The 12,038-nt window shown below is 72.4% G+C and carries 13 protein-coding genes; 4 read left to right on the top strand and 9 right to left on the bottom strand.

The annotated features are described in order from the left end of the window. Positions 1–49 precede the first annotated feature (49 nt). From FHX73_RS47065 to FHX73_RS44465, 4 genes are all read right to left on the bottom strand, one after another. A complete protein-coding gene (locus FHX73_RS47065) occupies positions 50–1,300 on the bottom strand; it encodes a transglycosylase family protein (protein WP_211786126.1) in 1,251 nt (416 codons plus the stop codon). Between the two features lie 88 nt (positions 1,301–1,388). Continuing rightward, positions 1,389–2,207, bottom strand: coding sequence for a hypothetical protein (locus FHX73_RS03515; RefSeq protein ID WP_145903224.1), 819 nt, complete (start codon positions 2,205–2,207; stop codon positions 1,389–1,391). Between the two features lie 60 nt (positions 2,208–2,267). Further along, positions 2,268–2,609 (bottom strand): hypothetical protein, encoded by a 342-nt coding sequence (locus FHX73_RS03510; protein WP_145903223.1) that lies wholly within the window; start codon positions 2,607–2,609, stop codon positions 2,268–2,270. A gap of 7 nt (positions 2,610–2,616) precedes the next feature. Continuing rightward, positions 2,617–2,781 (bottom strand): hypothetical protein, encoded by a 165-nt coding sequence (locus tag FHX73_RS44465; RefSeq protein ID WP_170304824.1) that lies wholly within the window; start codon positions 2,779–2,781, stop codon positions 2,617–2,619. Between the two features lie 390 nt (positions 2,782–3,171). Here FHX73_RS44465 and FHX73_RS03505 point away from each other — a divergent pair, with 390 nt between their 5' ends. Next, positions 3,172–4,143 (top strand): helix-turn-helix transcriptional regulator, encoded by a 972-nt coding sequence (locus FHX73_RS03505; protein ID WP_145903222.1) that lies wholly within the window; start codon positions 3,172–3,174, stop codon positions 4,141–4,143. A gap of 24 nt (positions 4,144–4,167) precedes the next feature. On the opposite strand, the gene FHX73_RS03500 is transcribed toward FHX73_RS03505, so the two are convergent. Then, positions 4,168–5,259 (bottom strand): vWA domain-containing protein, encoded by a 1,092-nt coding sequence (locus FHX73_RS03500; RefSeq protein ID WP_145903221.1) that lies wholly within the window; start codon positions 5,257–5,259, stop codon positions 4,168–4,170. A 100-nt stretch (positions 5,260–5,359) separates the two neighbouring features. After that, a complete protein-coding gene (locus FHX73_RS03495; protein ID WP_145903220.1) occupies positions 5,360–6,403 on the bottom strand; it encodes a zinc-dependent alcohol dehydrogenase family protein in 1,044 nt (347 codons plus the stop codon). A gap of 111 nt (positions 6,404–6,514) precedes the next feature. On the opposite strand from FHX73_RS03495, the gene FHX73_RS03490 reads away from it, so the two are divergent. After that, positions 6,515–7,411, top strand: coding sequence for a LysR family transcriptional regulator (locus tag FHX73_RS03490; protein ID WP_145903219.1), 897 nt, complete (start codon positions 6,515–6,517; stop codon positions 7,409–7,411). A gap of 42 nt (positions 7,412–7,453) precedes the next feature. Here the strand turns inward: FHX73_RS03490 and FHX73_RS03485 are convergent, their stop codons facing one another. Continuing rightward, positions 7,454–8,242, bottom strand: a complete 789-nt coding sequence (locus FHX73_RS03485) for an amidohydrolase family protein (RefSeq protein ID WP_145903218.1) — start codon at positions 8,240–8,242, stop codon at positions 7,454–7,456. 138 nt (positions 8,243–8,380) lie between these two features. Between FHX73_RS03485 and FHX73_RS03480 the strand changes: the two genes are divergently transcribed. Both FHX73_RS03480 and FHX73_RS03475 read left to right on the top strand, forming a co-directional pair. Continuing rightward, a complete protein-coding gene (locus FHX73_RS03480; protein WP_145903217.1) occupies positions 8,381–8,764 on the top strand; it encodes a MerR family transcriptional regulator in 384 nt (127 codons plus the stop codon). After that, a complete protein-coding gene (locus FHX73_RS03475) occupies positions 8,761–9,354 on the top strand; it encodes a hypothetical protein (RefSeq protein ID WP_246213329.1) in 594 nt (197 codons plus the stop codon). The genes FHX73_RS03480 and FHX73_RS03475 overlap by 4 nt, the downstream gene beginning before the upstream one ends. A gap of 25 nt (positions 9,355–9,379) precedes the next feature. Here the strand turns inward: FHX73_RS03475 and FHX73_RS03470 are convergent, their stop codons facing one another. Continuing rightward, a complete protein-coding gene (locus tag FHX73_RS03470) occupies positions 9,380–10,654 on the bottom strand; it encodes an MFS transporter (protein ID WP_145903216.1) in 1,275 nt (424 codons plus the stop codon). A gap of 75 nt (positions 10,655–10,729) precedes the next feature. After that, positions 10,730–11,731 carry a GlxA family transcriptional regulator gene (locus tag FHX73_RS03465; RefSeq protein ID WP_145903215.1) on the bottom strand — a complete coding sequence of 334 codons (1,002 nt, stop codon included), beginning with the start codon at positions 11,729–11,731 and terminating at the stop codon, positions 10,730–10,732. Between the last annotated feature and the right edge of the window lie 307 nt (positions 11,732–12,038).

Here is a 12,038-nt window from a genome sequence, read left to right as displayed (position 1 = left end):
CTGATCCGGGCGGCCCGGGCCCGGGCGGTGGGGCCTGGCCGTCGACGGGTCAGTTGGTGAAGGTGGCGGTGGCTCCGGTGGAGTCGTTGCCGCCGGCGGGTTCCTGCCAGGTGTTCCAGGCGCCGGTGTTGTAGTTGGCGTCGAGTTCGATGAGGCGGTTGTTGGCGTTGACGGCGAAGATGTGGTTGACGTTGTTGGCGGCGGCGCTGGTGACGTGCTTGAGGGGGCCGGCGGTGGTGCCGCCGGCGTTGCTCCAGCCGTTCCACTTGCCGGTGTCGAAGTTGCCGTCGGTGTTGTAGAGGTTTCCGTCGGTGCCGATGGCGTCGAGGTGGACGGTGTCGGCGCTGGCGGAGGCGGTGACGTCGGTGCCCTGGAAGCCGCCTGCGGCGTCGGCCCAGGTGCCCCAGCTGCCGGTGGCGTAGTTGCCTTCGATTTCCCAGAGGCGGTTGGTGTTGTCGATGGCGAAGATGTGGTTGGTGTTGTTGGTGGTTGAGGTGGCGGCGACCTTGACGAGGTTGTTGCCGCCGCCGCCGACCAGGCTCCAGCCGTTCCACTGGCCGGCGGCGAAGTCGCCGTCGGAGTTGTAGAGGTGGCCGTTGAGGTCGATGGCTTCGAGGTGGATGGTGTTGCCGTAGGAGGAGGCGGCGATGGCCTTGACCTGGGGGGCGCCGATGAGTTGGCGCCAGCCGCTCCAGGTGCCGTTGGCGTAGTTGCCGTCGTTCTCGTAGATGTTGTTGTCGCTGCCGATGATGAAGATGCGGTTGGTGGAGCCGGTGTTGGCGCTGGTGACGGCCTTGACTCCGCTGGCGCCGAGGTCGCCCCAGGTGGACCAGGTGTTGGCGGTGTAGTTGCCCTCGGTGTTGTGCAGACCGCCGTCGGGCGTGATGTCCACCAAGTGCACCGTGTTGGGCACTGGCGCGGGGGTGGGGGCCGGATAGGGATCGACACCGTCGTTGGTCAGTCCGGCCTTCGGGCCGCAGGACGGCCAGGCGCCGGGGCCCTGACTGCGCAGCACCTGTTCGGCCACCAGGATCTGCTGCTGCTCGGTGGCCTGGTTGGCGTACTGGGCGTACTGGGCGCCGCCGTAGGCCAGCCAGGTGCTCTCGGTGAACTGCAGGCCGCCGTAGAAGCCGTTGTTGGAGTTGATGCTCCAGTTGCCCGTGCTCTCGCACTGGGCGACCTTCTCCCAGGTCGCGACCGAGGCCGCGGAGGCCGGACCGGAGGACAGGACCGCAGCCGAACAGGCCAGCAAGGCAACGGTGGTGGCGGCAGCGGACTTCTTCCACGCGGACGCGGACATGGTTCTCCTCAACGGTTTCGGGCTGGTGTGCACAGGAGCGGGGCAGCCACCGGCCGCACTTGCGGCGCGCGGTGGGTCGCGGGTCCGATCAGCCGATGCGGCTGGGGGTGGAGCTGAGCGCCAGCTCGCGCTGATCAGCGGTGTCGATGGCGTAGAGCATCGCGAAGGCGTCCTCCGCGGAGTTGCGGGTGGAGAGGGTGAGCCGGAAGTGGAAGGTGAGGCTGCCGTGTGCGGGCAGCGCGGCGCCGCCGGTGGCGAAGGAGGCCGGCGAACCTCCGTCGCCGGTGGGCATCGTGACGTTCTGCCAGGCGCCGGTCGCCGGGTCGAGCAGCTGGAGCGAACCGTCCGAGCAGTTGCAGGGGCCGCCGACGAGTTGGAACAGCGGTGCGACGGACGGGTAGGCGGTCGCCGTCGGGTTGCTGAGGACGGCGGTGAACTCGACCGGCTGCCCGCCGGCGCTCAGGGTGGCCGGGAAGCCGTCGAGTTCCGCGCTGAGCACCTGGGTCTGCGGTTGGCCCGGCACCGGGAGCGGCGGGGCACTGGAGGGTGCGCCGGCGGGAGGGACGATCGGTGTGCCGGTGCGGACCGGGGCAGCGGCGCCGGTGGGCAGGTCGGGGGCGGCCGGGTGCGCGGTCGGGGTGGCCGAAGGCGAGGGGAGGCCGGGCGGTGCGGCCAGGGCGGACGGGGGCGTCGTGGGCGACGCGCTCGCCGTCGGATTCGCGGTCGGTGCCGACACACCGGCGGACGGCGCTGTCATCGTGGCCGCAGGCCCGCGGTGGTCCGTGGCGGTGGCGTGGGCGTCGGCGTCCGGCAGCGTCAGGGTCAGCACGGCGGCGCCGAGGGCGGCACCTGCCGTGATCGCCGCCGCCAGGCGGGCGCCACGGAGCGGGAACTTGCGTGCGGGCATGGCGAACTGACTCCTAGCGGGAGCTGCGGGTGATGGTCCGGAGTTCGGGCGGCCGATCGGTCAGGCGGTCGGCTGGCCGGCGTCGTCCGCCGGCGGGACGGGCGGGTCCGGTGGCAGGTAACGGGCGTTCAGCAGCGGTGAGTTCTGGTGGCAGCGGCGCAACAGGGCCGCGACTCGAAGCGGTGCGGTGGAGTCGGTCCGGCTGGCAGCCACGCCTTCACGCAGGTAGACCAGGAGGTCGATCCGGTCGCCCTCGACCTGGCCGGAGGCGTGTTCGAGGCCGTCGCCCGGCTGGCTGTGTGCCCACAGGGCGCCCAGGACACTGGCCAGTTCGGCCTCCTGGGCGATGACCTCGGGTGCGGCGCCGGCGCGCCGGATCAGGCTGCTGTAGACGATGTCCAACCCGGACTCAGCCGCCCCAGCCGACGGTGGCGGGGGCCGGGGTGCCGGCGGGCGCGGCGGCGGAGGCCGGCGGCGTGGCGGGGGTCGCGGCGACCGCGACGTCTGCGATGGTGATGGTGCTCAGGGCGAGAGCGGCGACCGCGGCGGCCTTGGCGATCCGGATGCTGATCATGGTGGTGTCCTCCCAGGTGATCTGACGGTTGTCCCGTTCCGGCCTCGCGTCCCGCGGTTGACGCTTCGTCCGGTTGCCGTTCGGGCTGTTCCCTGCTGGCGAGACAAAGCTTCGCCGCTGGTCGCGCCCGTCGGAAGGGGTTCCTGGGGGCCGCAACAGGCCCGGCCTATTCAGGACCCATGAGCAGGTCCATGACAAAAATGACGGCGTCGTCGGTTCCGCGCGCTCGGGGTGACACGGCCTGGCGTCAGATCCCGGAATGCGCACCGATGCGCCCGGACCGGGATCAACGGGATGAAGAGATCTTGAGTAGTGCGTGCAGGATCTGAGAGGATCCCTTCATCAGGCGTCCCGTGGGGGGAGAGCGCCTCGACCAGGGGGCCAGCCATCATGCTTCAGGCGCTCGGACTGACCGACACGGCCGCTGCCGTGTACCGGACCATGCTCGACCACCCAGGTGACGGCGTTGACCAGCTGGCCGCGGCCTGTGGCCTGCCGCCCACCCGGGTTCACGAGGCCCTCGATGAACTCGCCCGGCTGTTGCTGGTGCGTGCCTCCAGTGAACACCCCGGCCAGATGCGCGCCGTGGACCCGGAGATCGGTCTGGCGGACATGGTCGCCCGGCAGGAGGCCGAACTCGCCGCACGCCAGGCCGAACTGGCCGCCTCCCGCGCCGCCGTCACCCAGATGGTTGCCCGGCGGGCGGAGAGCCGTGCGACCAACGGCGAACGCCTCCTCGGCATGGACGCCATCCATGCCCGCCTCGACCAGCTGGCCCGCGCCACCCGTAGCGAGATCCTGAGCGTCCAACCCGGTGTGCAGCGCGCGGAAGACCTCGAAGCCAGCCGACCGGCCGACACCGAGGTCTTCGAGCGTGGCATCACCATGCGGACCCTCTACCAGGACGTCGCGCGCAACCATCCGCACCTGGAGGTCTACGGCCGCTGGCTGCTCAGTCAGGGCGGCGAGGTTCGTACCGCCCCCACGATTCCGCAGCGCGTGGTCATCTTCGACGGGACCAACGCCCTGGTGCCGATCGATCCCGCGGACAACCGCAAGGGGGCTCTGCACGTCACCGAGCCCGGCATCCTCCAGGCCCTCATCGACTTCTTCGAGCAGGCCTGGGGCACTGCGATCCCGCTCGGTGCGACGTCCTCGGAGGATCCCGAGTCCGGACTGACCCAGACCGAGCGCGAGCTCCTGCGCCTGCTCGCCACCGGCCTGACCGACGACGTCGCGGGCCAGCGCCTCGGCATCGCCGGGCGCACGGTCCGGCGCCACATGGCCTCCATCATGGAGCGGCTCGGTGCGGCCAGCCGGTTCGAAGCCGGCATCAGGGCTGCCCAGAAGGGCTGGCTCTGAACCCCTGCGCGCTGCCGACGTGCCTCAGATGAGCACCAGCAGCTTGGTGCCCGGCACCAACTTGCGGTTCACCGAGGTCGACTGGACGAACACGGTGTAGGACGGGTTCGCGCCCGGCTGCACCGTGACCTCCGACTGCGGCAGGCCGAGCAGTTGGCGCGCGGCGGGGCCGGAGAACACCCGGCCGGTCATCCGGCCGGTCGCCGGGTCCTTCTCCGCGACGGCGAGCTGCTTGCGGCTCTGGATCTTCTCGCGCTTGGACAGCTCGTAGAAGGCGCAGCCGGTCTGCCACGCGAGCCCGGAGCTGGTGACGAAGTCGCGGATCGCCGTCGCCTGGTCGACCGGGATCAGCGTGTACTTGCCGGTGTCCAGGGCTTCGAGATTGGCCGTCACCTGGGCGGCGTCCAGGTCCTGGCCCATGGCGAACAGGTTCCTGGTGCCGCGCACGCCCTGCTCGCGGCCGCGCAGGAAGCCGGTGGCGGCCGCCTTGACGGTGCCGATGGCCTCCTCGACGCCCTTGCTGGAGTCGGCGTCCCAGATCGCGATGTTGCCGGCCGGGAAGCCGTAGCCCTGGGCGGTGCGCTTGGCCAGCGAGTTCGGGACCAGGATCGCCGAGGTCCAGTGGTCGGGGAGGCCGTCCATGGCGTCCTTGATCCGGTCGGTCCACTCGCGCAGCACGGCGCTGCCCTTGCCGGCGGACATCCGGGCGTGCATCTGGCCGCTGCTCGAACAGCCGGAGGCGTTCTCCTCGCCGTCCGTGACCAGGACCTGGAGGAAGGAGTGCTCGCCGTACCCCTCCCAGATGTTCTTCAGGTCGTCGAGCGACTTCACCGCTGCCTCGATCAGCGCGGTGGCACCGTTGTTGACCTGGTAGAGCCCCTTCAACGAGGGCAGGTGCTTGACGTCCATGTCCCAGACCAGGTTCTGCACCTCGTGGTCGAAGGCGTAGAGGCTGATCCGGGTCTCGTGCCCGAGCCGGTCCGACTCCTCCTGCAGGCCCTTCACGAACTCGTCGACCACGCGCACGAGTTGGGACGCGTGCGGCTGCATCGAGCCGGACTTGTCGACCACCAGCGAAACGTGGTTGACCTTGTGCTTGATCCTGTTGGTGGACATGGCTCCGCCCCTTCTCCCCAAGCGATTTCAACGCGGGTCCCGGCGCCGTTCCCCGGCGTCCCCTCCAGCGTTGTCTCCAGACTAGGGGGCACCACTGACGTCAGAACTCGATCCGCACCTTGAGGGCCGAGCGCTCGTGCATGGCCCGGTAGCCGTCCGGCACCCCGTCCAGGCCGACGGTGCGGTCGAAGACCAGGCCCGGCTCGATCCGCCCGCTGAGCACGTCCGCGAGCAGCTCCGGGATGTACGCGCGGGCGGGGGCGACGCCGCCGCCGAGCGAGACGTTGCGATCGAACATCTGGCCGATGTCCACGCCCGCGCTGCCGCCGTGCGGCACTCCGACGTAGCCCACCGCGCCGCCGTCCCGGGCGATCGAGATCGCGGTGCGCATCGACTCCTCGGTGCCCACCGCCTCCAGCACCGCGTGCGCTCCCTGACCACCCGTCAGCTCGCGCACCGCCTCGATCGCCGCCTCGCCGCGCTCCGCCACCACGTCGGTGGCGCCGAACTTCCGGGCGATCGAGGTGCGCAGCTCGTGCCGGCCCAGCGCGATGATCCGCTCCGCGCCCAGCCGCTTCGCCGCCAGCACCCCGCACAGGCCCACCGCGCCGTCGCCGACCACCGCGACCGTGGCCCCCGGGCGCACCCGCGCCGCCAGCGCGGCGTGGTGGCCGGTCGCCATCACGTCGGACAGCGCCAGCAGGCTGGGCAGCAGCGCCTGGTCGGTCGCCGCCTCCTTCGGCAGCTTCACCAGCGTGCCGTCCGCGAACGGCACCCGGACCGCCTCGCCCTGCCCGCCGTCCGACCCCACGCTGCCCCAGAAACCGCCCTGCGGGCAGGAGGTGTGCAGGCCCTCGCGGCAGTGGTCGCAGGTGCCGTCCGACCAGACGAACGGGGCGACGACGAAGTCGCCGCGGGCGAAGCCGGTCACCTCGGAGCCGGTCTCCTCGACGATGCCGAGGAATTCGTGGCCGATCCGCTGGCCGGCCTCCCGGGCCGCGACGCCCCGGTAGGCCCACAGGTCGCTGCCGCAGATGCAGGCGTTGACCACCCGCACCACCGCGTCGGTCGGCCGCTGGACGACCGGGTCGGGGACCTCCTCGATCCGGATGTCGTCGGGGCCGTGGATGACGGTGGCGCGCACGGAAGACTCCTGGCACTGCTCGGGGACCTGGACGGGATGGCACTCAGGTTCGTCGCGCGGCTGCCCTCGTGTCCAGCTACATCTGCTACACCACATCCTTAAGATGAGCTGATGCTCGACGTTCGACGACTCGTTCTGCTCCGCGACCTGGAACTCCACGGCACGGTCACCGCCGTGGCCGACATCCACGGCGTCACCCCCTCCGCCGTCTCGCAGCAACTGCGCCTGCTGGAGGAGGAGACGCAGGTCACGCTGCTGGAGCGGACCGGCAGATCCGTCCACCTCACGGCCGCGGGCCGCCGGCTGAACCGGGACACCGAGCAGGTGCTCGCCGCCCTCGAACACGCCCGGCTCCGCCTGCACACCGGCACGGAGCACCCGGCGGGCCCGCTGCGGCTCGCCTGCTTCCCCAGTGCCCTCGTGCCACTGGCCGCACCGCTCGGCCGGGCCCTGGAGGAGGCCTGCCCGGACGTGCGGCTCCACATCACCGAGGCAGAGCCGGATGCGGCCGTCCGACTGCTGCTCCAGCGCCGCGCCGACCTCGCCCTCGTCTACCGGTACGACAACCTGGCCGCGCCTCCACCCGCGGGCGTGCAGACTCGGACGCTGCGGACCGACCCCCTGGTCGCCGTCCTGCCCCGCGACCACCCGGCGGTCCGGACGCTCGCCGCGCCGATCGAGCTGAGCGCGCTCGCCGACACCTGGTGGATCACGGCCCCGCCCCAGACCGCCTGCGGCGACGCCGTGCTCCAGGCCTGCCGCTCCGCCGGGTTCACCCCCCAGGTGCGGACCACCTGCACCGACTTCTCCGCCATGATCGCCCTCGCCGAGAGCACGGGCCACACCGCCCTGATCCCCGCCCTGGCCGCCGCCCACCTCCCGCCCACCCTCACCGCGCGCCCGGTCACGGACACCGCCCTCGCCCGCACCATCGAGGTCGCCCTGCGCCCTGACACCCCGTCAGAGCCCGCCCTCACCGCCTGCCTCGACCTGCTGCGCACGCTCTGACCCGCCGCAAGTAATCTGACGGATCGTCATTACCGGTGTGTGTTAGGCGAGTCCGACCAGTTCGGCGATCGTCCCGCCGAGGACGCGGTCGCGCACCTCGCCCGGGCCGGTGACCCGTTCCACCAGGGTCCGGGCGAGGACCGGGTCGCCGTACGGGGCGTCGGAGCCGAAGAGGGTGCGGTCCGGGATCTCGCTGATGGCCAGTCGGACCGCGAAGACGATGCTCGCCGTGGACAGCTCCAGGTACATGTTCGGGGTGTCCCGGACCAGTTCGATGGCCTGCATCCAGTGCTGCCCGCCCACTTGGCTGACCACCAGCGGCACCTCGCGGTACCGGCGGGCCAGCGCGGCCAGCGTCGTCAGGTCCTCCGCCGTGGTCGGCGCGGACCCGTGCACGACCACGGGCAGCCGTCCCTGGTCGGCCGCCGCCCGCAGCACCGGCTCGATCAGCGCCGCTCCGCCCGGCGGCGGCGTCAGCTCACCGATCCCGCGCAGCCCGCGCCCGACCACCTCCCGCTCCACGAGCTCGGCGGTCTCCTGCGTCCCCAGCCCGAGCGGCACCGACAGGAAGCCGATGAACCGCTCCGGCCACGCGGCCAGCGCGGCGTCCAGCTCCCGCCACGCCTCCCGGTAGGCATCCAGCGTGGCGCCCCGGCCGGCGAGCGCCCGCTCCAGGACCGCCATCTCCCGGCGCAGCGCCGCCAGGTCGCCGGCCCGCTCCGGGTGCGGCCGGGTGCCGAACAGCACGGCGCGGTCGACCCCCGCCTCGTCCAGCAGCCCCAGGTGCGCCGCGAGCGGGTCGTGGACGTGGCTGTGCGCGTCGATGATCACCGGTTCGTTCCCTTCTTCTTGATCGAGCCTCGATCGAGGCTCGATCGAGCCTCGATCGACCGGTCCGGAATTCGGCCGGTCGGCACACTGTTGCTCCCTGACACCGTTGGAAGGTCAAGTCGAAGTGGGGGTTGCGTTGTGCTGATCGGTGAGCTGGCACGCCGGACCGGAGTCAGCGAGCGCCTGCGTCGCTACTACGAGCGCACCGAGCTGATCCGCGCCGAGCGCCGCGCCAACGGCTACCGCGAGTACGACGAACGGACGGTGGAGACCGTGCACCGCGTGCGCGCCCTGCTCGCCGCCGGCCTGCCCACCCGGACCATCCGTCAAGTCCTGCCCTGCACCCGCGACGCGGCGGCCCTGCGCCCCTGCCCCGGCGTCCTGGCCAGCCTGCGCGAGCAGTTGGACGTCCTCGACCAGCGCGCCGCCGACCTGGAGACCGCCCGCCACCTGCTGCGCCGGACGATCGCGGCCACGGAGGGTGCGGTGGGCGCCGAGGCCCCGGTTACGGTTGCCGGGTGAACGGATCGACGAGAACAGCCAGTGCGGCGCCCTCCGACGCGGTGCTGCCCCTGCCGCCCCTGCTGCCCCTGCTGGCCACCGATGCGGAGGCCGTCGCCTACTTTGCCGGGATCGCGGACCTCGACGCGACGAGCCCGGCCGACCACCACTTGGAGGACGGAGTCCACCTCGCCTCCGGCGCCCGGCTGGAGCAGTTCGCGCGGGCGGGCTCGGGGGACGCCTTCTGCTTCGTCGGCGAGGGCGGGGAGGACCGCCCGGTGGTGTACGTGAGCCTCGACGGCGCGGCCGGACCGCTCGCCCTCGGGCTGCCGGAGCTGGTGCGGCTGTGCCTCGCGCTCCCGTGGTGGCGGGACGCTCCCGGCCGGACCGCCGAAGGACTCCGGTCCGTGGCCGAGGAGTACCGGGAGGACGTGCCCGACCTCGACCTGCGGCGCGACCGCGCGGCCCGCGCCCTCGGCCTCGATCCCGCCGAGCTGCCGTCCGAAGCGGCGGCCCTGGCCCGGCTCGTGGAGCTGTCCCGAGGGCCGGTCGCGGCGGCCTGCGTCGTCGTCGGGGAGGAGGGCGATCCGTTCGAGCCGCTGTTCGGCTGAGCGGCTCGAACGAGCTGACGTACCGTCAACTAGCCACAGCGGCACGGCCAGTGGCATGCCGCTCGTCGGCGATGCCGATGGTGCCGTCGGGGAAGCGCTGGACCGAGCGCACGCCGGGCAGCAGGTTCAGCAGCACGCACGGCGTGCCGATCAGGGCGGCTGCGGCCAGCAACGTCGCGCGCAGTCCGAGGAGTTGGGCGACCGGACCGGCCGCGGCGTAGCCGGCCGGCATGGCGATCAACGAGATCATCCAGTCCAGCGAGCTGACCCGGGCCAGCAGTTCGGCCGGGAAGAGCTGCTGCTGAGTGGTCGCCAGCACCTCCCCGCAGAGCGCGGTCATCGCGAAGGCCACGGCCACCCCGAGGGCGATCACCAAGACCGGCGCCGGGGGAGCGAGCAGCGCCAACGGGCCGATGCCGAGCAGGGCGGCCGCGTTCGTCGTCACCAGGGGACGGCGCGGTCGGTAGCGCAGCGCGGCCAGCCCGCCGACGATGGAGCCCACCGCGCCGGTGCTCAGGACGACGCTCCAGGCGGTGGCCCCGCCGTGGCCGTTCTGCATCACGACCGGGCCCAGGACGAAGAGGAAGGCGAGCGCGAAGTTCCACACGCCCCAGCTGAACAGGTTGGCCAAGTACCAGCGCCGCCGGGCCACCACCGTCCAGCCGTCGCGCAGGTCGGCGAAGAAGCGCTGCCGCTCGGACCGTGCCACCGGCCTGAGCAGGCGCATCCGGGAGACCAGCCCGCAGCTCACCAGGAAGCTGACGGCATCGATCAGGATCGCGGTGCCCGGGCCGGAGACCGCCAGCAGCAGCGCGGCGAGGGCCGGGCCGAGCACCTTGGTGCTGCTGTCGGTCAGGCCGAGCAGGGCGTTGGCCGGTTGCAGGTTCCCGGCGTCGACGAGTTCGGGCACGACGGCCCTGGACGCCGGGGTGAAGAAGGCGAAGGCCATGCCGGCGACCGTGTAGGCGACGCCGAACTGCCACACCGCCGCGTGGTGCAGGAAGATCAGCACGGCGAGCAGGCCGTAGCAGAGGGCCTGGACGGCGTCGGTCGCCATCAGCACGAGCTTGCGCGACAGCCGGTCCGCCCAGACCCCACCCACCGGCAGCATCGCCACCTGGCCGACGGCTTGGCAGGTCAGCACGGCACCGACGTCCAGGGCGCTGCCACCCGTGCGCAGGATGGCGAAGACCACGGTCACCGGCATCAGGGCGTTGCCCATGGCGGAGATGCTGCGCGCGGTCCACAGCAGCCGGAAGGGGCGCTCCCGCAGCGGGTTCAACGATTTCGGCAAGGGCATGGTGGCCCTCCTCACTGTTTCCGGGCAGGGGGCATCGCCGTCCCGCGGGTGCGGCACGGTAGGGGTGGGGGAGCGTCAGGCGGTCACGCGGAACCGTCGGCGGTAGGCAGCGGGCGTCGTGCCGATCCGCTTGCGCAGCGCTCGGTGCAGCGTCTCCACCGAGCCGAGCCCGCACAGGGCGGCCACCTGCTCCAGGGGCTGGTCGGTGCCCTCCAGGAGGCGGCGGGCCGCTTCCACCCGTGCGGCCTCGACGTAGGCGCCGGGGGTGGTCCCGGTCTGCTGGCGGAAGACCCGGGCGAAGTGACGCTCACTCAGGCACATCCGGGCGGCCAGGGCAGCGGTGGACAGGTCGCCGTCCAGGTGGTCGACGATGAACATCCGCAGGTCGTCGATGTCCCGGCGGTTCGCGGGCGGCCGGCTCAGCGGGACCGAGAACTGGCTCTGGCCGCCCTGGCGCTTGAGGTACATGACCAGTTGCCGAGCCACCGTCAGGGCGACCTCCTCGCCCAGGTCCTCGGCGACCAGTGCCAGTGCCAGGTCCATGCAGGAGCTGATCCCGGCGCCGGTCCACACGTTGCCGCAGCGCACGAAGATCGGGTCGGGGTCGACGGTGACCTCGGGGTGGGCCGCCGCCAACTGCGCGGCGGCCGACCAGTGGGTGGTCGCCGTCCGGCCGTCGAGCACCCCGGCGGCGGCCAGCAGGTGCGCCCCCGTGCACACCGACACGACCCGCCGGGCCAGCGGCGTGACCCGGGCGACCCACGCCACCACCTCGCCGTCCACCCGGGCGACCTGGCCGCCGGGACCGGTCTCGACCGCGCCGGGGACCACCAGGGTGTCCACCGCCCCGTCCGCCCCGTCCACCCCGTTCACTTCGTCGAAGGACAGGTCCGCGACCAGCCGCAGCCCCGCCGACGTGGTCACCTCACCGCGCGCCCGCGCCGCGAGCTCGACCCGGTAGCCGGCCGTACCCCCGGTCACCCGGTTGGTCAGCGCGAAGACCTCGGCCGGGCCGGTGACGTCGAGCAGGTCGACGTCCGGGAAGACCGCGATGACGACGCGGCGGATGCTGGACACGCGTCCATCCTGGCCCGCGCGATCCGGCGGGGGCAATGACGGTCTCCTGCCACATCCGGACATGACGGCCCCTCACACCCGCCGAGCCCGGCCCGGTCCTTCGCCGCGTCGTAGGCGCTGCGCCGCTCCTCCGGGCTGACGCCCGCCCTGAACAGGTCGTTGTCGTCCGGCCCGTTGTCCCAGGTCAGGCTGCCCGACTGGCTGCGAGGCCGCGGCCTGCGGTGCCGGTCCGCCCGCCCAAGAGGGGTCGTTCGGGTAGGCACACTCCCGATCGAGCACGGCCGCACGGCGGACCGGGAGTTCCCCG

Origin of the sequence: Kitasatospora viridis, from assembly GCF_007829815.1 — a bacterium.
Classification (GTDB): domain Bacteria; phylum Actinomycetota; class Actinomycetes; order Streptomycetales; family Streptomycetaceae; genus Kitasatospora; species Kitasatospora viridis.
This window is presented reverse-complemented; position numbering and strand designations above follow the sequence as displayed.